The sequence below is a fragment of the Variovorax sp. VaC1 genome (assembly GCF_043658315.1).
GTDB lineage: Bacteria > Pseudomonadota > Gammaproteobacteria > Burkholderiales > Burkholderiaceae_C > Variovorax.
The window spans coordinates 925,220-947,572 of sequence record NZ_JBIGLT010000001.1; the positions used below are offsets into that span (position 1 = coordinate 925,220).

The 22,353-nt window shown below is 70.9% G+C and carries 11 protein-coding genes; 6 read left to right on the forward strand and 5 right to left on the reverse strand.

Annotated features, from left to right (window positions below):
• Positions 1–7: 7 nt before the first annotated feature.
• The gene (locus tag ACGLHS_RS04475; protein WP_394477225.1) at positions 8–1,405 is read left to right on the forward strand and encodes a trypsin-like peptidase domain-containing protein; all 1,398 of its coding nucleotides are present in this window, start codon (positions 8–10) and stop codon (positions 1,403–1,405) included.
• A 162-nt stretch (positions 1,406–1,567) separates the two neighbouring features.
• Positions 1,568–2,419: an alpha/beta hydrolase gene (locus ACGLHS_RS04480; RefSeq protein WP_394477227.1), complete on the forward strand. Its 852-nt coding sequence runs from the start codon at positions 1,568–1,570 to the stop codon at positions 2,417–2,419.
• On the opposite strand, the gene ACGLHS_RS04485 is transcribed toward ACGLHS_RS04480, so the two are convergent.
• The 5 genes from ACGLHS_RS04485 to ACGLHS_RS04505 all read right to left on the reverse strand — a co-directional run bounded on the left by ACGLHS_RS04485 (position 2,325) and on the right by ACGLHS_RS04505 (position 6,837).
• Positions 2,325–2,966 (reverse strand): hypothetical protein, encoded by a 642-nt coding sequence (locus ACGLHS_RS04485; RefSeq protein ID WP_394477229.1) that lies wholly within the window; start codon positions 2,964–2,966, stop codon positions 2,325–2,327. The genes ACGLHS_RS04480 and ACGLHS_RS04485 overlap by 95 nt on opposite strands.
• A gap of 56 nt (positions 2,967–3,022) precedes the next feature.
• Positions 3,023–3,820 (reverse strand): DUF899 domain-containing protein, encoded by a 798-nt coding sequence (locus tag ACGLHS_RS04490; protein ID WP_394477237.1) that lies wholly within the window; start codon positions 3,818–3,820, stop codon positions 3,023–3,025.
• Between the two features lie 152 nt (positions 3,821–3,972).
• Positions 3,973–4,665, reverse strand: a complete 693-nt coding sequence (locus ACGLHS_RS04495) for a hypothetical protein (RefSeq protein WP_394477239.1) — start codon at positions 4,663–4,665, stop codon at positions 3,973–3,975.
• Between the two features lie 53 nt (positions 4,666–4,718).
• Entirely contained in the window at positions 4,719–5,939 is a 1,221-nt protein-coding gene (locus ACGLHS_RS04500) for a helix-turn-helix domain-containing protein (RefSeq protein WP_394477241.1), read from the reverse strand.
• A gap of 70 nt (positions 5,940–6,009) precedes the next feature.
• On the reverse strand, positions 6,010–6,837 hold the full coding sequence (locus ACGLHS_RS04505) for an HDOD domain-containing protein (RefSeq protein WP_093237402.1): 828 nt from the start codon (positions 6,835–6,837) through the stop codon (positions 6,010–6,012).
• A 233-nt stretch (positions 6,838–7,070) separates the two neighbouring features.
• On the opposite strand from ACGLHS_RS04505, the gene ACGLHS_RS04510 reads away from it, so the two are divergent.
• From ACGLHS_RS04510 to ACGLHS_RS04525, 4 genes are all read left to right on the forward strand, one after another.
• Entirely contained in the window at positions 7,071–7,826 is a 756-nt protein-coding gene (locus ACGLHS_RS04510) for a secretin and TonB N-terminal domain-containing protein (protein ID WP_394477244.1), read from the forward strand.
• A 6-nt stretch (positions 7,827–7,832) separates the two neighbouring features.
• Positions 7,833–8,387 (forward strand): RNA polymerase sigma factor, encoded by a 555-nt coding sequence (locus ACGLHS_RS04515; protein WP_394477247.1) that lies wholly within the window; start codon positions 7,833–7,835, stop codon positions 8,385–8,387.
• 30 nt (positions 8,388–8,417) lie between these two features.
• The gene (locus ACGLHS_RS04520) at positions 8,418–9,410 is read left to right on the forward strand and encodes a FecR family protein (RefSeq protein ID WP_394477249.1); all 993 of its coding nucleotides are present in this window, start codon (positions 8,418–8,420) and stop codon (positions 9,408–9,410) included.
• Between the two features lie 135 nt (positions 9,411–9,545).
• On the forward strand, positions 9,546–22,346 hold the full coding sequence (locus ACGLHS_RS04525; RefSeq protein WP_394477252.1) for a filamentous haemagglutinin family protein: 12,801 nt from the start codon (positions 9,546–9,548) through the stop codon (positions 22,344–22,346).
• Positions 22,347–22,353 lie beyond the last annotated feature (7 nt).

Here is a 22,353-nt window from a genome sequence, read left to right on the forward strand (position 1 = left end):
GCCGCGCATGAGGATGTCGCGCGCCGGTGGCTGGCGCCGTGCCGGCGTGGCAGCGGCGTTGGCCTTTGTTTGCCTGACGCCTTGCCTGCCGCTGCAGGCCGCGATGCCGTGGCCGGCTTCGGGGCTTGCGCAACTGGTCAAGACCTACGGCCCGGCCGTGGTTCACATCGGCGTGGAGCGGCCTTCGGTGCCCGTGCGCCGCTACAGCGACCGCTGGCTGGTGCCCGCGCCCGGCACGCTGCCGCAACAGGGCGGCATGGACGAAAGCAGCCTGGGCACCGGCTTCATCGTGAGCGCCGACGGCCTCATCCTCACCAATGCGCACGTGGTGGCGCGCGGCACGCAGATCAACGTCAAGCTGCCCGACCGGCGCGAGTTCAAGGCACGGCTGATCGGGCTCGATGCGGTGGCCGACGTGGCGCTGCTCAAGATCGACGCGAATGGCCTGCCGACCGTGCGCATCGGCGAGCCGGCCAGCGTCGAGCCCGGCGATGGCGTGGTCGCCATCGGCTCGCCCTACGGTTTCGGCAACTCGGTCACGGCCGGCATCGTCAGCGCCAAGGGGCGGCTGCTGCCGGGCGCCGAGTACATGCAGTTCCTGCAGACCGACGTGCCCATCAACCCCGGCAACTCGGGCGGCCCGCTGTTCAATCTGCGCGGCGAGGTCATCGGCATCAACTCGCGCATCTACAGCCGCAGCGGTGGCTACCAGGGCCTGTCTTTCGCCATTCCCATCGATGCGGCCATGCGCATCAAGGACCAGCTGCTGTCGACAGGCACCGTCACGCGCGGGCGCATCGGCGTGTCGGTGCAGGAGGTGGGGCAGGCGCTGGCCGATACCTTCCGCCTGCCGCGGCCGGCCGGCGCGCTGGTCAACTATGTGGAGCCGCGCGGCGCGGCCGACCGGGGCGGCCTGAAGTCGGGCGACGTGATCCTGTCGGTGCAGGGCCGCGAGGTGGTGCAGGCGGCCGATGCGCTGGGCTTCATCGCCGACCAGGCGCCAGGCGAGACCATCCGCCTGATGGTGTGGCGCGAGCGCGCCGAGCAGGTGCTCGAAGTGAAGGTCGAAGGCTTCGACACGCCGCGCCTGCAGGCCGATGCCGCCGATGCGCCTTCGGCACCGTCGCGGCTCGGCTTCGCGGTGCGGCCGCTGGCGCCCGCCGAGCGGCAGTTCCTGCGCGTGGAAGGCGGGCTGCTGGTGCAGCGCGTCAACGCGGCCGCCTCGCGCGCGGGCGTGCAGCCCGGCGACCTCATCCTTGCGCTCAACGGCCAGGCCATCGGCAGTGCCGAAGCGCTGGTGCAGGAGCTGGACGTGGCCGACGGCTCGGCGGCTTTGCTGGTGCAGCGCGGAAGCACGCGCATCTTCGTGCCGATCTGTGCGCGGGCGGAAATGTCGCGCTGCTGAAGCCGAGGTAGGAAGAGGGCGGCACCGCGTGTGGGAAAAGCGGCCGTCTTGCAGGCGCAAGCGCGGTCGCGGGCATCCGCGGGGAAGAACGAGGCGAAACTACGCGCCATTCGTTCGAAGCCATTCCCATGGCCCCAATTTCCCTCGACCCCGGAGCCCACCTTGTCATCCAACAAAGTCTTCCGCATTGCCTTGTCGGCATCCGCGGCTGCCATCGGAAGCCTCGCGGCGTACTGGACGCTCCTGGCCACGCGCCAGGGCGATATCTTGTTCAACGCGCGAAAGCTGCCGGTTGTTCATCTGTCCGACGACTTCTCGACCTATTCCCACATCGTGCCCGGCGGCATGGTGCGCGGCTACGTCTATCACCCCGAAGGCGAAGCCGCGCTGCAAGACCTGTTCATCTACTTCGCGGGCCGCAGCGAAGACGTGCGCGCCACCGCGCAGATGCTGCACTGGCTTCCGCAGGGCTTCGGCTTTGCGGCCATCAACTACCGCGGTGTGGCCGACTCGCAAGGCCACCCGTCGGAGATCGCGTCCGTCGAAGACGCGGAGCAGTTCGCCAACCACCTGCGCCGGGCCTTCCCGCATGCGCGCCTGCATGTCGTCGGCCGCAGCCTGGGAACCGGCGTGGCCATTCAACTGGTGGCGCGGCAGAACTTCGCGAGCCTGCAACTGGTCACGCCCTACGACACCTTGCTGGAGGTCGCGAAGCGGCGCTTTCCGCTGGTGCCGTTGTCGCTGCTGCTGCGCAACCGCTTCGACTCGCTCACGCACAGCGCGGAAGTCGCGGCCATCACCCAGGTGCTGCTGGCCGCGCACGACGATGTCGTGCCGCACGAGCGCTCCGAAAAACTCATTGCCGCATGGCCGACGCCCGTCAGCGTGCAGACGATCGCCGACTCGGACCACTACAACATCATGGAGCTCGAAGCGACCTGGCTTCATCTGATCGACTTTGCGTTGACGGCGATTCTTCCGGAACCGATCGTTGCCGCCGTCGGGCGCGGTTGAGCCAACGCCCGCCTGCATCGAAACCCCGGCAGACGCCGCTGGCGACCAGCCCGGTCACCACCAGCATCGCCGCGGTATGAACGCCAACGGCCGCAAGCGCCAGCATCAGCGAGCCCGATGCGGTGATCTCCCGTGCCGACGCATCGCCCATGCAGAGCGGCACCAGCGCGGGCACCAGCATCAGCCCCGCGCCGTGCGCGGTGGCCATCATGAAGGACCACAGCGCCAGCCCGGCATGCCCCGCCGGCACCCTGGCCCGCTTTGCCGCATGGCCCGACAGGTGCACGACCACCGCAACCACCAGCAGCGTGCCCGCCACGCCCTGCAGCACCGCGCGGTCCATCGACAGGCCGAAGGCCACGGCGCCGGCCACCAGCCCGACCGACGCGGCATGCCCGAGAGCGATCGGCCACAGCGCGCGAAGTGCCTGCGCCCGATCGTGCGAGCGCACGCCCCAGGCCGCAGCCCACATCCAGCCGGTGGTGGGGTTCAACCCGTGAAGGGCGCCGACACCCGCGACCGCGAGCCAGGGCCAAAGGCTTGCCATGACGTGCCCCTGTGCTGAAGCTGAAGCGTTCCGTTCGGAGGGCGGGCTTCTTCTTCTCAGCCCTGCGCGTGGCAGCACCCGCCACCCGAAGCCTGCGGCTTCGCAACGGGTTCCGGCTCGTAGCGGTCGTGGTGCCGCACCCAGTCCATGGGGTAGAGCGGGTTGTGCTCGTCGCGGCCCTTGGGCGTGAGGTCGACCAGGTTGTAGGTGCCCATCATCACTTCCACGCCGCGCTCGTAGGTCGAGTAGGTGTGGAAGATCTCGCCCGCGTCGTCCTTGTAGAACACGCTGATGCCGGGCGCCTCCTGCGCGGGGAAGGGCCGCACGCTGTAGTTGTAGAAGACCTCGCCCTTGCCCTCGGCCCACTCCTGCGGCTTGAAGCTGACGGCATAGTCGTAGTTGAAGTCGCTGTCGTGCGCCGACACCCACTTGAACTGCCAGCCCATGCGCTGGCGAAAGCGTTCGATCTCGGCCAGCGGCGCACGCGAGACCACCAGCAGCGCGGTGTCTCGGTGCGCCAGGTGCAGGCGCATGCCTTCGATGTGGTCGGCCATGAACGAGCAGCTGGGGCAGCCCTGTTCCCAGTCGGGGCCGAGCATGAAGTGCTGCACCAGCAACTGGCGGCGGCCATCGAAGAGGTCGGCGAGCGCGCGCCGGCCTTCGGGTGCGTCGAAGACGTAGTTCTTCTCGACGCGCGTCCACGGCAGGGCGCGGCGTTCGCGGGCGATCTGGTCGCGCAGGTGCGTCAGTTCCTTCTCGCGGGCCAGCAGTGCCTTGCGCTGGGCGAGCCATCGGTCTTTCGACACGACGGGGTGGTTCTTCAGGGTGGCTGTTTCTGCCATGGCGGTGTTCATGATGAGTTTCTCCTTGGCCCGGTGGGCCGTTCGCGCTTCGTCCATGCGCGGCGCCACCCGCCGGGTGACTGGCGCGCTCGTCTCCGGTCGGAAGACCGAAAGGGGGTTGTCGGCGCGAAGGCGTGTTCGTCGCCTGCGCGCTGCGGCGAGGGTCAGGCCCTGCCGGTCTTGGGGCGCCGCACGGCGCGGACTTTTCCGCTGCCTCCGCCGCCGCAGTAGAAGAGGCCGGCCCCATCGGATTCGAGGCCGCTCACGTTGATGCCGCGCGGCATTTCGAGCCGTTCGAGCACGGTGCCGCTGTCGGGGTCGATGCGGCGCAGCTCGCTCTCGTCGCCTTCCCAGGTGGCGTGCCACAGCTCGCCGTCGACCCAGGTCACGCCGGTCACGAAGCGGTTCGATTCGATGGTGCGCAACACCGCGCCGGTCGCCGGATCGATCTGGTGGATCTTGCGGTCGCGGTATTGCCCCACCCACAGGCTGCCTTCGGCCCAGGTGAGGCCCGAGTCGGCGCCGTGGCCGGGCGCCGGGATCGACGCGAGCACGTGGCCGGTGACGGGGTCGATCTTGTCGATGCGCTGCTCGGCGATCTGGTAGAGGTGCGTGCCGTCGAAGGCCGTGCCGGCGTCGGCCGCGCGGTCGAGCGTGCGCGTGGTCTTGCCGCTGTCAGGGTCGAAGGCGACCAGGTGGGCACCGACGGCGGCCCAGACGCGCTGGCCGTCATGCGTCACGCCGCCCACGTTGCTGGACCCGGCGAAGGGGCCGTATTCGCGCACGACCTCGGCCATCTGCACGGTGGCTTCCACACGGTTCTTGCTGTTGCTGCTGCTTGCTGTCTTGCTCGTCATCGTTGGCTCCTTGTCGTGGTGCGCCTCGGACTGGTGGCGCCTTGGGAGCAACTCTATTCAATCGGCAGCGCGGCGGGGAGTAACAAGATCGTCGTGAATCCCGCGAGCGGCGGCGCCAGCCAGCGCTGCGCCCGTGCCCGCCCGATGGCGCGCACGCGCCCGGCGGCCTCCAGCTCGGCCAGCGCGCGTTGCACGGTGCGCTGGCTGGCCCCCAGCGCCAACGCCAGGGCCGAGGTCGACCAGGCCGCGCCGTCGGAGAGCAGCGCCACCAGCGAGCCCTGGTCGCCGTCGATGGGCGGTGCCAGCACCACCACATCGCGCGCGTCGAGCGGCTTGAGCGCGAAGCCTTGCGGGGTGGCCTCGATCTGCGCCAGTGCCTTGACGAGCGCGCGCAGCCGGCCGATCTCGACGCGCAGGCGCGCCCGGTGCGTTTCGTCGGGGTGGCGGGTGCGGAAGGCGCTGGCGATCAGGGCCTCGCGGTCGATGTCGCCGGGCCACGCTTCGGCGAGCGCGCGTGCCAGCGAAAAAAGCACCGGCCGGCGCGCCAGCGGCCGCCAGGTGTCGCCGGTGCCCACGCCGCGGCGGCAGGCATCGACGACCAGCGCGTTCGAGGCCAGCAGCGCCGCGACTTCATCGAGGCGCAGCGTCTGTTCGCCGCTTGCGAGAAGGCGGCGCGCGGCCGGGCGGTCGAGTGCGGCCTGGGCTTCGGCCACTTCGGCCACCAGCGCCGGCACACGAGCATGGCCGGCGGCCTCGTGCGCGCGGGCCAGCGCTGCCCGTGCGGCATCGACGCGCAATGAGCGCAGCGACAGCTCTGCCGCAGCCAGCTCGGCCGTTGCTGCGAGTGCTGGGGAAAGGCCGCGCACATCGAGCGCCGCCAGCGCGGCCGTGGCCTCGTCGAGGCGGCCGAGCAGCAGCAGCCTGCGCGCCGCGATGAGCCGCGCCTGCAGCGCGTTGGCGCGATCGGCATGCGCTTCGAGCGTGGCCGAGGCGGCCGCCAGCGTGCGCGGCGAGCCGCCGAGGTCGCGCATGGCCAGCGCCACTTCGGCCTCGGCGACGATGCAGCGCGCACGCGACAACGCCTCGTGCGCACCGAAGCCGCGCGCGGCACGACGCAGAAGTTCGCGGGCGCGCGGGTGCTCGCCGAGCTGGGCCATGGCAATGCCGCGCAGGGCCAGCGCGGGTGGGTCGTCGCGCAGGGCGACCCGTTTGAGGGCACCGAGCGCGTCGCCGCTGGCGAGCGCGCGCGCGGAGGCGGCGATCAGTGAATCCATGGCGACAGGCTACACCGGGTGCGTGCCGTCGCCCGCGCAGTGGGCGACCCTGCGATCTCGCGGCCCGCGCTCAGGCGATCATCGATTCGAGTTCTGCAGCCAGCTCACGCGGCGCCGGCATGTCCTGCACGATGTCTTCGGTGATGCCGACCGCCATCGCCGACTGGCTGGGCCAGAAGCCGCCGACGCTGCTCAGGTCCACGCCCTGGCGCTCCAGCGCCACGCGCCACACGGCCAGATGAAGAATGCCGCCGAGGGCATCGAAGCGTTCCGACTTGGCCGGGCTCACGAAGCTCGAAAGCGCGCCGACCAGATCGGAGGCGAAGCCCCAGCGCTGCGCCAGCGACGCGCTCACATCGCCGTAGTGGTAGCCGAACTCCACGCCTTCGAGCTGCGCGCGCCCCAACGCCTCGAAGGGATGCGCGGCATTCAGCGCGGCGATGCGATCGGGCATGGCCTGCGCCATGAGCAGGTGGCCGATGGCATGCATGCTGCCCACGGTAAAAGCCAGGTTCGGATCGACGTGCCGGGTCTTGGACGCCAGATACCTCGACACCGAGGCCACGCGCAGGCTGTGGGCCCAGAAGGCCGGCAGGTTGACGCCTTCCACCTTCTTGAAAGCGCCCGACAGGCCCGAGCTCACGACGAACGACCGGATGGTGGAAAGGCCGAGCATCAGGATTGCGCCCTGGATCGAGGAGATCTTTCGCCGCAGCCCGAAGAACGGGGAGTTGACCATCTGCAGCACCCGCGCGGCGAGCACCTGGTCGAGCTCGATGCGGTGCGCGATGGCGGCGAAGGGCACGTCGTCGTCGCGCAGCATCTCCATCAGGTCGGCAACCACCTTCGGAACGGTGGGGAGTGTCTCGTCGTTGGCAAAGAGTTCTTCGAGTGTCATGGCGCTTCGGGTGTTGCCTTGGTATGCAAAAGATTTTCCTCCAGCGCGTGGCCGGGTAGGCCGGGTATCGGTGCGAATCCGAAATTTCTACGGATTCCGGTAGGGTGGTGCGAGGAGAGAAGAAGAGATAGGGCAGGCGGGGCCAGTCACCCGAGCGTCACGAAGCACCACTAGCATCCGCTTCGACATGCCCGCGCCGGGCGGCGGCCTTCGCCGGGCGTATCGACGATTCCATGCGGCATGAACTCCCCTTTATTCACACCCTCGCAAGCCGCTTCGCTGCGTCCGTTGTCGCGTTCGCGCTGGCGGGCGGCATGACGTTGACGGCGCTGAATGCATGGGCGCAGGGCGAGGCGATGCCTGCGCGTGGAGAACAACACGCCGCCAGCGAGCGCATCCGCTTCGACATCGCGCGCCAGCCGCTCACGTCGGCGCTGGAGCAATACGGCCTCGCGACGGGCCTGCCGGTGTTCTTCGATGCGGCGCTCGTGGCCGGTCGAAGCGCGACGGCCGTGCAGGCATCGGCAACGCCGACCGAGGCATTGCACACCTTGCTGCAGGGCACCGGCCTCGTCGCCGACTACACCGGCACCGGCGCCACCGCCGCCTTCGTGCTCAAGCGCGCGCCGAATGAAGTGACAGCGCCGACGACCAGCACAACGCCCGACACCACCGCCGAAGGCCCCATCCATCGCGGCTACGACGGCCTCGTGCAAACGCGCATCTGGGAAGCCTTCTGTGGCAACCCGCGCACGGCCCCCGGTGCCTACCGTGCCGCGATGCGTTTCGTGGTCGATGGCACCGGCCGCATCGCCAATGCCTTCCTGCTGCACACCAGCGGCGACCGCGCGCGCGACGGCGCGATCCTCGACACCCTGCGGCAGATCCGCATCGACCATGCGCCGCCACCCGACATGGCGCAGCCGCTGACGATGCTGATTCTTCCGCGCTCGCAGACGCCGGGGCTCGAATGCCCAGGGCGGCACTGAGCCGCGATGCCCGACAACGCGCTGCCCGCGCTGCGCAGCTTCCTGGTCGCGCGCTATGACGACCTCAAGCAGCGCCTGGCGCGCCGGCTCGGCAGCACCGACCGGGCCGGCGACGCGCTGCAGGACACCTGGCTGCGCCTGGAAAGCCGCGACGACATCGACGGCGTGCGCGATCCGGCCTCGTACCTGCTGCGCGTGGCCGTCAACCTGGCCTACGACCAGCTGGGCAGGCAAGGGCGGCTGGCCACGCCCGAAGAAATCGACGCGGTGCTCGAAGAGACGCACGACCCCGCGCCCGGCCCGGCGCAGATCGCGGAAGACCGCTCCGAGATGGCCGCGCTGGCCGCGCTGATCGAGCGCATGCCGGCCCGGCGCCGGCAGATCCTGGTGATGGTGCGCTGGGAGCATCTGCCGCAGCGCGAGGTGGCGGCGCGGCTCGGCATTTCGCTGCGCACGGTCGAGAAAGAACTCAAGGACGCGCACGACTACTGCGCCGCCCGCATGGGGCGCCCACCCGCCATGCCGGCATCCACATCAACGCCCCCGCCGCATGAAAAATAAAGTGCGGTTCCCCGCGCCCAGAACAGTCTCATGGATATGACCCCCACCGGCGAGCCCGACAACGCGGAACAGCTGCAGCGCGAAGCGCAGGCCTGGCTGCGCCGGCTCACGTCCGGCGAGGCCACGCAGCGCGATGTCGAAGGCTTTCGCCGTTGGCAGGACAGCAGCCCGCGGCATGGGCAGGCCTTCGCCGAAGCGAAGCGGCTCTGGAAGGCGCTCGACCCGGCCATCGGGCAGATGATGGCGAACAACCCGGCGCTGCTGTCGAGCCATCGGCAGGCGGGGCGGCGGCCGTTGATGGCGCGCCGCGCTTTTCTGGGCGCGGCTGCCAGTGCGGCGGGCGTGGCCGGCATTGCCGCGATGTATCCGCCACTCGGCCTGTGGGCGCCAGTGAGCGAATGGAACGCCGACTTCCGCACGGCCACCGGCGAGCAGCGCTCGGTGGTGCTGGCCGAGGGCATCGACCTGACGCTGAACACGCAGACCAGCGTGCAGCGCCAGACGGTCGAGGGCCGCACGGTCGGCATCGACCTGATCGCGGGCGAGGCGGCGGTCGACCTGTCTTCCACCCGGCAGGCCTTCGGCGTGGTCGCGGGCGCGGGCCGCAGCGAGGCCGACGCGGGGCGCTTCGAGGTGCGCTATCTCGACGGCAGTGCCTGCGTGACCTGCATCGAAGGCCGCGTCCGCGTGGCGCATGCCGCGGGCGTGCGCGTGGTGGAAGCGGGGCAGCAACTGACCTACGACGCGGGTTCGCTCGGCAAGGTCGCGGCGATCCAGCCGGCGGACGTGTCGGCGTGGCGCACCGGCGTGCTGGTGTTCCGGCAGACGCCGCTGGCGCGCGTGGTCGAAGAAATCAACCGCTACCGGCCGGGCCGCGTGGTGCTGCTGGCCAAGCGCCTCAAAGACCGCGAGGTCAGCGGCCGTTTTTCCATTGCCGCGCTCGACACGGTGCTGGTGCAGATCCAGCGTTCGTACGACCTCGATGCGCGCGCGCTGCCCGGTGGCGTGCTGTTGCTTAGCTGAGGTTTGTGACAGCTTGATTGGCCCCCGTGCGCGGTCAGGATTGAAAAAGTTAGCGGTTTTGTTTGCGGTCCCCGGTCTCTCCAGTAAGCGGCACAGATTCAGTGCCGGTGCATTCCATTCATGACTGGGCGACAGATGAACACACACGAGGGACACGGCAGCCGCAAGCAGGGCGCTGTGGTGCATGCGAGGAGCTTCCGTATTTCGCCGCTGACACAGGCGGTGGCCCTGGCACTGGCCGCGGGTGCGGCCACGACGGTCGGCGTGCCGGCGCACGCGCAGCAGCGCGCCTTCAGCCCGGCCTGGTTCAACGCCAAGGGCGCCGCGCAGGCCACGGCGACGGCCACCGGCATGCTGCCCAACGGCCTGCCCGCCGCCAGCCTCACGAGTCCGGCCGGCCAGCAGCAGCGCGCCAATGAACAGCTCAGGCAATCGATCAGCAACCTGAACCTGGCGGCGCGCGGCATCGCGGCGCAGCAGGCGGCACAGGCCGCCGCGCGCGCGGCCGCGCAGAACGATCCGTCGGTGCCCGACGGCCTGGCCGAAGGCGGCCTGAAGGTCGACACCAACTCGCTGACGGCCGGCTGGCTCAATGCGCGCCCGCTGACCGGCGATTCGCAGAAGAACGTCGACGGCCGCACCGTGGTCACTGTCGAGCAGACGGCCGACAGGGCGATCCTGAACTGGGAGACCTTCAACGTCGGCAAGAACACCACGGTGGCCTTCGCGCAGCAGAAAGACTGGGCGGTGCTCAACAAGGTGAACGACCCGCAGGCGCGGCCGAGCCAGATCCAGGGCCGCATCAAGGCCGACGGCACGGTGATGGTGGCCAACCGCAACGGCATCGTGTTCAGCGGCACCAGCCAGGTCGACACGCGCAACCTCGTGGCCGCGGCCACCAGCATCGACGAGGCGGGCTTCAAGGCCAACGGCATCTACGCCAGCGGCAACGCCCCGAACTTCAAGGACGCGCTGGGCAAGGTCGAGGTGCAGGCCGGCGCGCGCATCGATACCGCCGTGCCGACCAGCGTCACGCAGGGCGGCGGCTATGTGCTGCTGATGGGCGCCGAGGTGCGCAATGCCGGCGCGATCACCACGCCCAACGGCCAGACCCTGCTGGCGGCGGGCGACAGCTTCACCATCCGCAGGGGCATGGGCACCGACGGCAACCAGGCCTCGACCACGCGCGGCAACGAAGTGGCCGTGACCCTGAAGGCCGACAGCACCGCTGGCAAGGTCGCCAACACCGGGCTGATCGCGGCGACCACGGGCGACGTCACGCTCTCGGGCCGCGAGGTGCGGCAAGACGGCGTGGTGCTTTCGAGCACGTCAGTTCATGCGCGCGGCACCGTGCATCTCAATGCGGTGGGCACGCAGGGGGCGGTGACGCTGGGCGCGGGGAGCACCACGGCCGTGTTGCTGGACACCGGCGCCGCGTCGGCGCTCGACAGCCAGCGCAGCAGCCTCATGGCGCCAGCGGTGGATGCGGACGGCAACATCGTCAGCGCAGGCAACGACCGGCGCGACCTGTCGCGCGTGGAGGTCGCCAGCGGCGGCACGGTCGACTTCGAGGGCGATTCGCTCACGCTGGCGACCGGCGGGCAGGTGATGGTCAACGCGGCCAAACGCAGCCTGGTGCGCGATCGCGCGAAGATCGACGTCTCGGGTGCCGTGGGCGTGAACCTGGCCATGGAGAGCAACAACGTCAAGGTCAACGTGCAGGGCAACGAGCAGCGCGACGCGCCCATCAACCGCGATGGCAAGTCCCTGAACAGCAACGACGTCTGGATCGACCGCCGCAGCCTGGTCCTGGTGCCCAAGGGCACCAACGGCTACACCAGCGATCGCTGGTACACGGCCGGCGGCCTGCTCGAAGTCTCGGGCTACCTGGGCACGCAGGCGCACTCGGTCGGCGAGTGGATGGCGCAGGGCGGCATGGTGAACTTCGGCGGCAACGAGGTCGTGACGCAGGCCGGCTCCAACATCAATCTCTCGGGCGGCACGATCAACGTGCAGGGCGGCTTTCTCAACCAGACCTGGCTCAAGGGCGCTGACGGGCGGCTGTACGAGGTGAACAAGGCGCCGGGCGACCTGCGCTACACCGGCGTGTACAAGGGCTTCGAAGACGAGCACCAGCGCTGGGGCAAGAGTGCCACGGGGTACTTCTACAACCCGCTGATCGGGCCGCAGAGAAAGCTGGAGAGCGGCTACACGGTGGGCCGCGACGCCGGCTTGCTGGTGGTGGGCACGCGCAGCGCGGTGATCGAAGGCGACATCGCGGGCAACACCTTCCAGGGCGTGCGCCAGACAGAGGCGCCGCAAGCCGCGCTCGACAGCTACAACCAGTCGCAGAACGCGGCCGCGCGCGGCGCGCAACTGGTGGTGGGCAGCTATGCCGGCCTTTACGACAAGAGCACCGGCCTGATCCATCGCCGGCTCGAAGCCGCGGGCGTGAAGGACGTGGTGCTGGGCACCGGCGCGGACGCGGCCGGGCCCATCGCCAGCGGGCTCGACGTTGCGGCGGCCCTGCCGGCCGCGCGACGGGACACGCTGTACCTCGACACCGCGCTGCTCAACGGCTTTTCGCTGGGGGCGCTGCGCATCGCGGCCACGGACTCGATCACGGTCGACTCGGCGCTCAAGCTCGGCAATGGCGGCGACATCACGCTCTACGGCCCGAAGGTCGATGTGCATGCGGGGCTGACGGCGCATGGCGGCAGCATCCGGCTGGGCGACACGCTCGCGCAGGCCAGCACCAACTACATCAACGACACCACGTATGCCGCAACGCCCAAGGGCGTGCGCCCGGGTGTCACAGTGGCCGCCGGCGCGGCGCTGGATACGCGCGGCCTGTGGAGCAACCTGGGGCTCGATTCAACCGCCACCGGCGACATGGCGTGGCGCAACGGCGGCAGCGTGTCGATCCGCAGCAGCGGCGACGTGCGGCTGGCCGAAGGCAGCGTCATCGACGTGTCGTCCGGCGCGGCCTTGCTGGCCGACGGCAAGTCGCAGCAGGGCGGCAAGGGCGGCGACATCCGGCTGCAGGCCAATGCCGGATCGGGCGAACGCAACGGCATGCTGGCCACCGATGGCGCATTGCGCGGCTGGGGAACATCGGGCGGCGGCACGCTGAGCCTGGAAAGCGGCCGCATCCGCGTGGGCGGCAACGAGCCGGCGTCGATCGAAGCCGGCACGCTCGTGCTGCCTGGCAGCTTCTTCGACAAGGGCTTCAGCCGCTACGAACTCATCGGCGACGGCGGCCTCGCGGTGGTCGACGGCACGCGCATCGACGTGACGATGCCGGTGCTGCGCCTGGCCCCCGGCGCGAAAGACATCGCTACCGGCACCGATGCCCGCGAGGCGCTGCAGGTGTGGACGCCGCCGCTCTACACCGAAGACGCCACCAAGGGCGTGCTCAAGCAGCGCGCGGGCGCGAGCCTGAGCCTGCAGGCCGGCACCGTGCAGACGCTCGCGGCCGATCTGCCGAAGGTGGCCCTCGCGATCGGGCAGGACGCGCAGATCGCGGTCGATGCGGGGCAGTCGATCCAGGTGGCCAGCGCCGGCCAGCTCACGCTGCAGGGGCGGCTGCTGGCGCGCGGCGGCAGCGTCTCGCTCAAGAGCGTCGACCTCGCGAGACCGGAGGCCGAACGCGCCGTGGACGTGGCGCACAACCGCTCGATCTGGATCGGAGAGCGGGCCGTGATCGACGTGTCGGCCACGGCAGCGACCGCGCTCGATGTGCGGGGCCGGCGCTACGGTAACGTGCGCGATGGCGGCAGCATCGTGATCGGCGGCGAGATCGACGAGTCGAACGGCTCCGCCAGCGCGGCCAACGGCTTCGTGGTCGTGCGCCAGGGCGCGCTGCTCGACGCATCGGGCGCGTCGGCCGTGCTCGACCTGACGGGCGCCGGTGCGGTCGAGGTCGCAAGCCGCGGCGGGCGCATCACGCTGGCGTCGAACAACGGCCTGTACCTCGACGGCGAGCTGCGGGCACGTTCGGGCGGCGCGGGCGCGGCCGGCGGCACGCTGCAGGTGGTGCTGCAATCGCCCGAGGTGCGCACGAGTTCCGGTCCGGCGCAATACACGCTGGCCGAGAACGCGGTGCGCGGCTTTCGCGACCTCGTGGTGGGCGGGTTTCAGGGCGCGTCGGACCTGCCGACGGGCCTGGCGCCTGGCGCGGCCGATGCGGCACTGGTGTACGGCCATGGCCGGCTGGGCGTGGACACCGTCGCGAAGGGCGGCTTCGACACGCTCGCGCTGTTCACCGCGGGCGGTGTCAGCCTGGAGGACGACGTCAACCTGCGGCTCGGCCAGAGCCTGTCGATCTACGGCCCGCTCATGCTGGCCAACAACGCACGCGACGATGCGCGCGTGACACTGGAAGCCCCCTACGTGCGGCTGGCCGGCATCACGCAGTTCTCTTCGCAGGACACCACCCGGGGCCGCTACAGCCCGTTCGGCACCGGCGAGTGGCTGCCCTCGAAGGCGCAACTGGAAGTGCGCGCCGGGCTCATCGACGTGCGCTCGGCGGTCTCGATGGGCGGCGTCAACGGCAGCATCGCCATGTCGCCGGTGGCCGGTGGCCCGAACCCGCCGCCCGGCCTGAAGGTCGAGCGGCGCGGCTTCGGCCAGACCGAGCTGCGCAGCGACGGCGACCTGCGTTTCCTGTCGGACCAGCCGCCCACGCTGAACGACACGCCCACGACCACCCTGTCGACCCCGGGCGACCTCACGCTGCAGGCCGCGCAGATCTATCCGGCCACCGGCATCTCGGCCGCGATCTACGCGGGTGCGCTGCCCGGCGGCAAGGGCTACGCGGCCGACCGCGTGCTGCGCATCGAAGGCCATGGCGGGGCCGTGCCGCAGGTGCCGTACGCGGTCTTCGGCGGCCTGCTGATCGGTGCCGGGGTGATCGAGCAGGCCGGCGTGCTGCGCGCGCCGCTGGGCAACCTGCGCATCGGCGACGAGAACACGAAGCGCATCGACTTCCTGCCGGGCAGCCTGACCTCGGTCAGCGGCAACGGTTTGCAGATGCCCTACGGCGGCACGGTTGACGGCATCAACTACCTCTACGACGGCGCGAAGGTCGCGCTGGTGGGCGTGGGCGGCGCCAACTCGAGCGGGCAGGCGCTGTCGGTCGGGCTCACGCTGAGCGGCGCGAGCGCCAACGTGCAAGCCGGCGCGGTGCTGGACCTGTCGGGTGGCGGCGAACTCACGGGCACCGGCTTCATCGGCGGGCGCGGCGGCTCGACCGACGCGCGCTACAACCCGCTGGTGCGCAACGCGGCCAACGGCAGTTTCAGCCTGCCGGGCCTGGCGACCAACCCGGTCTATGCGATCGTGCCCGGCGTGCAGGCGCCGCAGGCACCCGTTGCCAACGAGCGCGGCGCGGTCGACCCGGTGGTCGGCCAGCAGATCACGTTGGGGCAGGGCGTGCCGGGGCTGCCCGCCGGCACCTACACGCTGCTGCCCTCGACCTATGCTTTGCTGCCCGGCGCGTTCCGCGTCGAGCTCAACGGCAGCGCCGGGGCGCAGGGTGCGGCCACGGCCGCCAGCCAGATGCGCAACGGCTCGTGGGCGGCGGCCGCGCAACTGGGCGTGGCCCGCACGGCCATCGGCGACACGCTGTTCCGCCAGGCCATCCTGACGCCGGCGTCCGTGCTGCGCACCTACTCGCAGTACGACGAGACCAGCTACAACAAGTTCATCGTGAGCGATGCCGCGCGGCAGGGCGTGCCGCGCGCGATGGCGCCGGCGGACGTGCGCACGCTGCTGCTGCGCTTCACGCCGGACTCCGGCGTCGGTGTCGATGCATTGCGCTTCGACGGCACCGGCCGCTTCACTCCGGCCGAAGGCGGCTATGGCGGCGCGGTGGCCGTGTTCGCGGGTTCGGGCACTCACGCCAAGATCGAGATCGTGCCCGGCACGGCGGCAACGCCCGGCTTCGACGGCGTGACGCTGAGCGCCGATGCGCTCAATGCCATGGGTGCATCGCGGCTCATGCTCGGCGGGCTGCAGTACGTGGCCTATGGCCAGGGCGGCAACATCGTGCGCTTCAACACCGGCACGAACGAGCTGGCACTGCGCCGTGGCGCGGTGCTGTCGGCGCCCGAGGTGTTCCTGCTGGCGGACTCCACCAACACCGAATACCCCAGCCACCTCGTGATCGAGCAGGGCTCGGCCATCAACACGATCGGCAAGGGCCGTGCCGCCTACGACTCGACGAACGGCTTCATCTATGGCGGTTCGGCCGGCAACCTGGTGGTGGTGTCCAACGGCGTGCTCAGCATGCTGCCGGTGCCGCCCAGCGTCGACAGGCTGGGCAACCGCAGCCTGCAGGTGGGCGTCTGCGCGGTCTCGCCCTGCGGTGGCCAGACGGAGCTGTACTCCGAAGGCACCATCGCGCTGGCCACGCCCGACCGCTTCGTGCTCGACGACACGGTGCGCTACGGCACGCGCCACCTCCGGCTGGCGGTGCAGGGCATCAACGTCGGCGACAGCGCGGTGCTGGCGGATGCCGCAGCGCGCCACACGCTGTCGTCGGGCCTGGTGCTGAACCAGGCCGTGCTCGAGCGCCTGTTGCGCGGCGACACGAAGTACGGCGCCCCGGCACTGGAGACGCTGGAGCTCAACGCGAGCGGCGGCGTGCGCTTCTTCGGCACCAGCTCGCTCGACACCATCGACCCGGCGACCGGCAAGTCCACGCTGGCGCGGCTGGTGCTGGGCACGCCCGCCATCAACGGCGCGGGCGGTGCGAACGACGTGGCCACCATCCGCACCGGCCACCTGATCTGGCAGGGCGCGCCCCAGGCGCCGGCGGCGGTGGTCGCGGGCGGCGCGGGCACGGGCAGCGGCACGCTGGCCATCGAGGCCGCGCGCATCGAATTCGGCTACGGCCCGGGCGCGCAGCCCACGGGCACCAGCGACGACGCGCGGCTGGCGCTGGGCTTTGCCGACGTGCGGCTCACAGCCAGCGACCGCATCACGGCCAACAACAAGGGCAGCCTCTCGGTCTACCAGTCGCAGGGCGCGTATGAAGCCGGCAAGGGCTACGCCTACAGCGGCGGCAACCTCGCCATCGATACGCCGCTGCTGACGGGCGCGGCCGGTTCGACCAACCGCATCACCGCCGGTGGCGACCTGCGCGTGACCAGCACCGCCCCCGCGGCCATACCGGTGGCCGACGCCGCGCTGGGCGCCGAACTGCGGCTCGCGGGCCGCGACGTGCGCATCGACAGCACGGTGGCGCTGCCCAGCGGCAAGCTGGTGGTGACCGCCGACAACGATCTCACGCTGACCGGGCGCGCGCAGCTCGACCTGGCCGGCCGCAAGATCGATTTCAACGACGTGCGCAAGTACAGCTGGGGCGGCGACCTCACGCTGGAGAGCCTGCACGGCAACGTGCGGCAAGCCGCGGGCTCGGTGATCGACCTGTCGGCCGAGAACAACCGCGCCGGCACGCTCAAGGTGGTGGCGCTGGGCGAGCAGGCCGGCGTGGTCGACCTGCAGGGCACGCTGCGCGGCAGCGGCAGCGGCCATTACGACGCGGGCGGCACGCGGGTGCCTTACCTGGCGGGCGGCGTGGAGATCCGCGCGCAGCGGCTGGGCGACGCGGGCTCGCTCGACACGCAGTTCGCGGCGCTCAACCAGCGCCTGAACGCAGGCGGCGTGTTCGGCACGCGCACCTTCCAGCTGAAGCAGGGCGATCTCACCATCGGCGACGGCCTGAAGGCCGGCGAAGTGAACGTGTCGGTCGACAACGGCAGCCTCACGGTGAACGGCACCATCGACGCCAGCGGCGAGCGCGTGGGCCGCATCTACCTGGCCGCGAAGAACGCACTGACGGTGTCCGGCTCGGCCATGCTCGACGCCCACGGGACGGTGCTGCGCGTGGACAGCTACGGCAAGATCATCGATTCGCCCAACCGCGCCATCGTCGACCTGAGCACGCAGGCCGGCGTGCTGACGCTGGCCGACGGCGCGCGCATCGACCTGCGCCACGGCACGGGTGCGACCGTGGGCACGCAGCCAGGCCAGAACGACGGCCGCGCGCGCGGCACGCTCGAGCTGTCGGCGCCGCGCATCGGCGCCAACGGCCTGCCGAACACGCCCGATGCGGCGGTCTACGGCGACATCGCCATCGACGCGCGCGGCGCGCTCGACATCCGCGGCGCGCGGTCCATCGCGGTCAACGCCATGCAGCGCTACGACAACGCACCGCTGATCGCCACGCCGGCCGCGAGCGGTCGGCCCTACCAGCAGATCGACCAGGCCTGGCTCGACGGCACGCACGCCGCCAACACGCTGTTCATCGATGCCGCGCTGGCCCGCGCGAGCCTGGTGAACGGCAAGCTGGCCGGCCTGCGCAACTATGCCGATGCCTTGCATCTGCGCCCCGGCGTGGAGATCGTGAGCAATGCCACGACCAACCCGGGCGGCGACATCGTGGTGTCGGGCGACCTGGACCTGTCGGGCTACCGCTACGCGAGCCTGAACCCGCACACGCAGAAGACCGGTGTCTACGGCTCGGGTGAAGTCGGCACGCTGCGCATTCGTGCGGCCGGCAACCTCGACATCTTCGGCAGCATCAACGACGGCTTCGCGCCGCCGCCGCCCACGCAGGACGACAAGGGCTGGCTGCTGCTGGCGGGCGTCAACTTCTTGGGCGCCGACACGGTGATCCCGCGCGCCGGCGTGGTGCTGGGCGACGGCACGGTGTTCGAAGGTGGTGGGGCGCTGAACTTCGACCTGCCGGTGCAGTCGCGCGTCTTCAGCGCGGGCACGGTGATTCCCGTATCCAGCGAACTGGCGGTGGCGATGCTGGTGCCCGCGGGCACGGTGCTCGCGGCCAATGTGCGCGATGCCTCGGGCAAGGTCATTCACGCGGCCGGCAGCATCGTCGGCGAGGCCGTGACGCTGCCGCAGGGCACGCGCATGGACGCGGGCATGCGCCTGCCGGCCAACGCCACGCTGGCGGCGCTGGTCTGGCCCAAGGGCGTGGTGCTGCCGGGTGCCGGCACGCGCTACGTGATGAACGGCAACACAACCTTGCCGGTGGGCGCGCTGCTGCCCTCGGCGACCAACATCAAGCTGCCCGGCGACGCCAAGTCGGTCGAGCTGCGGCCGGCGGGCGAAGGACGGATGTGGGGCGCGGCCAAGATGCTGCCCGAGGGCTCGCAGTCGTGGTCGATTCAGCTCGCGGCCGGCTCCGACCTTGGCGCGGCCGATGCGCGCACGCTGCAACAACACCCGGTGGCGGGTGACCTGCGCATGGCCGACACGCACTACGGCCTGTTCGCCAAGGCGCTGCCGTTCAAGGGCTCGTTCGCGTGGACGCAACTGGCGGCGGACGAGGCGGGTCTTCCCGCGGGCGAGAAGATCACCGACGCACTCATCGAGCAGCTCACCGACGGGCGCTTCAAGACCGCCGCGGCTTTCTGCGCGGACAGCCCGGACTACTGCAAGCCGATTTCCGCCCACACCTGGACGCAGGCCGCGGCCGATGAAATCGGAATGCCCGAGGTCGTCGCGGGCCAGCCCATCAGCGACGAGTGGCTGCGCGCAGTCACCGGCGACCCCAACCAGAGTGCCGCCTACTACTGCTCCACCTCGCCGTTGCATTGCGCCTCCAGCGCGGTCGTGGAATATGAGCACCTGCCCGGCAGCACGCGCTTCAGCGTGCTGCGCACCGGCGCCGCCGACCTCGACCTGCGGGCAGCGGGCAACCTGTCGATGAACTCGCTGTATGGCGTGTACACGGCCGGTGCCTCTTCGCAGGCCACGCGCGCCGGCGACCCCTACAACCTGCCACGGGCCGTGGGCAGCAAGGGCACGGTGCTGGCGGATGGCAACGCGGGCTACGAGAAGCTCGTCGATGGCGGCCCGGAGAGCCTGGCGCGGGCCTGGTACCCGGCCGGCGGCGGCAACCTGACGCTGCAGGCCGGCGGCAACCTGACCGGCGACCTGATGCAGGCCATCAGTTCCAACGGCGTCAATCGCCCCAACCCGGCGGACGGGGGCATGACCACGCCCGAAACAGCCAATTGGCTGTGGCGACAGGGCAGCGGCGGCACGTTCGGCGCGGGCAACGACCAGCCCACGGCGTGGTGGATCAACTTCGGCAGCTACGTGACGCACGGCACGACCGACACGCTGGCCGGCTTCACCGGTTTCGGCACGCTGGGTGGCGGCGACCTGCGCGTGGACGTGGGCGGCAACGCGGGCGTCGTGTCGCAGCGCGGCGCGGCCGTGCGCACCGGTGTCGACAACCGGCGCAGCGAGGGCCTGGTGCTCGCGGTGGGCAGCACCGGCCGCGTGCTGGCCGACGGCAGCCTGGCGCTCACGGGCGGCGGCGACCTGAGCCTGCGCATTGGCGGCGCGCTCAACCCCTTCGCGCTCGATCCGCTCGATGAGATCGGCAGCAGCGCGATACTCAGCGGCACCATCGTCAACCTGCGCGGCAACGTGCAGTTGCAGGCTGGCGCGCTCGGCACCCAGTCCTTGCGCTATGCGCCGTACCCGGGCCTGCTGTCCGAGCGCGACACCCGGGCCCTGGACCCGTTCTCGCCCGGGCGCGCGGTGACGCAGGGCGGCATCCTGCTGGTGCCGGGCGATGCGAGCTTCAACCTGGGCACGCGCGGCGACCTGGTCGTGACGGGGGCCAACGACGCGGGCCGCGCCGTTGCGCGCAACGCCACGCCCTTCACCAGCGCCGCCGGCGCGGGCAGCGGCGAGAGCTGGTTCACGCTGTGGACGCCGAACACCGCCATTCGCCTGTTCTCGGCCGGCGGCGACCTGACGCCGCAGATGACCAACGCGGGTGCTCTCCAGACCGACATGGCGAACGTCTACCCGTCGATCCTGAGCGCGGTCGCGGCCAGTGGCAGCCTCTACTACGGCAGCGCGGTCACGTCGAGTTCGATCGACGCGACCGGCGCGCTGGTGCTCGCACCGTCGGCCAACAGCCTGCTGGAGTTTCTTGCCCGCGACTCGATCTACGGCAACGGCTTCACCGTCAGCCCGTCGGGCGCGGCGGAAAGCGCCATGGCCACGCCTTTCCATCCGGCCTTCCAGGGCGAGCTGGCGGACGGCACCAAGGTGAGCAACCTGTCCCGCGCCGGCAACCCCGTCGAGCTCGGGCGGCCGCTGTTCGCGCTCGGGGCCAACACCGTGTCGGCGGGCAGCGCGCACGGCAGCGAGCCCGTGCGCTTCTATGCGGTGAACGGCGACCTGGCGGGCGTGGCGACAGGCCGCATCAACGAGTTCCGGTCCAACGACCCGACGCGTGCCGGCCAGACCTACTACGAGGCCGCGCAGCCGGTGTGGATGATGGCCGGGCGCGACATCGTCGGCAGCGGCACGCCCATCGGCCAGGGGCCGAGCACGGGCGCCAGCTCCCGTAGCGCCTACGTGACCTCGGGCAACCTGATCGCACACAACAACCCGGGCGACGTGTCGGTGGTCTCGGCCGGGCGCGACATCCTCTACGGCAACTTCAGCGTCATCGGCCCCGGCACGCTGGAGGTCACCGCGGGCCGCCACATCCAGATGGAAGACCGCGCGGGCGTGACCAGCCTGGGCCCGGTGGTGCCGGGCGACCACCGGCCGGGCGCGAGCATCGCGATGCTGGCCGGCGTGGGCGCACAGGGCGCCGACTACAGCGGCTTCCTGGCGCGCTACCTGGATGCGGACAACCGCGCACAGCGCGGCACGCCGCTGGCCGACCAGCCGGGCAAGGTCGTGAAAACCTACGAGGCCGAGCTGCTCGCGTGGCTCACCGACAAGGACAACGGGTTCGGCTTCAACGGCCCGGCCTCCGAGGCGCAGGCCTTCTTCGATGCGCTGCCGGCCGCGCAGCAGCGCATCTTTGCGCGCAAGGTCTACTTCGCCGAGCTCCAGGCCGGCGGGCGCGAGTACAACGACGCGAACGGCGCGCGCTTCGGCAGCTACCTGCGCGGGCGCAACGCCATCGCCGCGCTGTTCCCCGAGGCGGGCGCGGACGGCAAGCGCATCGACTACCGCGGCGACATCACCATGTTCCGCGGCATGCGCACGAATGTCATCGACGGCATCTCCAACACCTTCGCGCGAAGCGGCTTCGTGCGCACGCTGTTCGGCGGCGACATCCAGATGCTGACGCCGGGCGGGCGCCAGGTCTACGGCGTCGAGGGCGCGGCACCGCCAGCCAGCTCGGGCGTGCTGACGCAGGGCGCGGGCGACATCGCGATCTACTCGCTGGGCAGCATCCTGCTGGGCCAGAGCCGCATCATGACCACCTTCGGCGGCGGCATCCTGGGCTGGTCGGCCGAGGGCGACATCAACGCCGGACGGGGCTCGAAGACCACGGTGGTCTACACGCCTCCCAAGCGCGTGTACGACGACTGGGGCAACGTCACGCTGTCGTCGCAGGTGCCGAGCACCGGGGCCGGCATTGCGACGCTGGCGCCCATTCCGGAAGTACCGGCCGGCGACATCGACCTGATCGCGCCGCTGGGCACCATCGATGCGGGCGAGGCGGGCATCCGCGTGTCGGGCAACGTCAACCTCGCGGCGCTGCAGGTGGTGAATGCCGACAACATCGTGGTCAAGGGCACGGCGACGGGCATTCCGACCGTGGCGTCGGTGAACGTCGGTGCGCTGACGAACGCCAGCGCCGCCGCCTCGCAGGCCTCGGCCGCGGCGCAGGACGTGATGCAGCGCGAGCGCGCGGCGCAGCGGCAGGCCTTGCCGTCGGTGTTCACGGTGCGCGTGCTGGGCTTCGGTGACGAACCCGCGGGCACCGCGCCGGGTGCGGGCGAGGTCCGGCGCAAGCCGGCCGAGCAGGCGAGCTACGACCCGTCGGGCTTCATCCAGATGGTGGGGCATGGCGCGCTGACCGACGCGCAGATCGCACGCCTGAGCGAGAACGAGCGCCGCGGCCTGCCGCGCGGGCGCTAGCCGACGA

Bases quoted from the DNA above. Each gene is read 5' to 3' on its own strand.
- ACGLHS_RS04475 (WP_394477225.1), top strand. From the start codon at position 8: ATGAGGATGTCGCGCGCCGGTGGCTGGCGCCGTGCCGGCGTGGCAGCG.
- ACGLHS_RS04510 (WP_394477244.1), top strand. From the start codon at position 7,071: ATGCGGCATGAACTCCCCTTTATTCACACCCTCGCAAGCCGCTTCGCT.
- ACGLHS_RS04520 (WP_394477249.1), top strand. From the start codon at position 8,418: ATGGATATGACCCCCACCGGCGAGCCCGACAACGCGGAACAGCTGCAG.
- ACGLHS_RS04490 (WP_394477237.1), bottom strand. From the start codon at position 3,820: ATGAACACCGCCATGGCAGAAACAGCCACCCTGAAGAACCACCCCGTC.
- ACGLHS_RS04485 (WP_394477229.1), bottom strand. From the start codon at position 2,966: ATGGCAAGCCTTTGGCCCTGGCTCGCGGTCGCGGGTGTCGGCGCCCTT.
- ACGLHS_RS04505 (WP_093237402.1), bottom strand. From the start codon at position 6,837: ATGACACTCGAAGAACTCTTTGCCAACGACGAGACACTCCCCACCGTT.
- ACGLHS_RS04500 (WP_394477241.1), bottom strand. From the start codon at position 5,939: ATGGATTCACTGATCGCCGCCTCCGCGCGCGCGCTCGCCAGCGGCGAC.
- ACGLHS_RS04515 (WP_394477247.1), top strand. From the start codon at position 7,833: ATGCCCGACAACGCGCTGCCCGCGCTGCGCAGCTTCCTGGTCGCGCGC.
- ACGLHS_RS04525 (WP_394477252.1), top strand. From the start codon at position 9,546: ATGAACACACACGAGGGACACGGCAGCCGCAAGCAGGGCGCTGTGGTG.
- ACGLHS_RS04495 (WP_394477239.1), bottom strand. From the start codon at position 4,665: ATGACGAGCAAGACAGCAAGCAGCAGCAACAGCAAGAACCGTGTGGAA.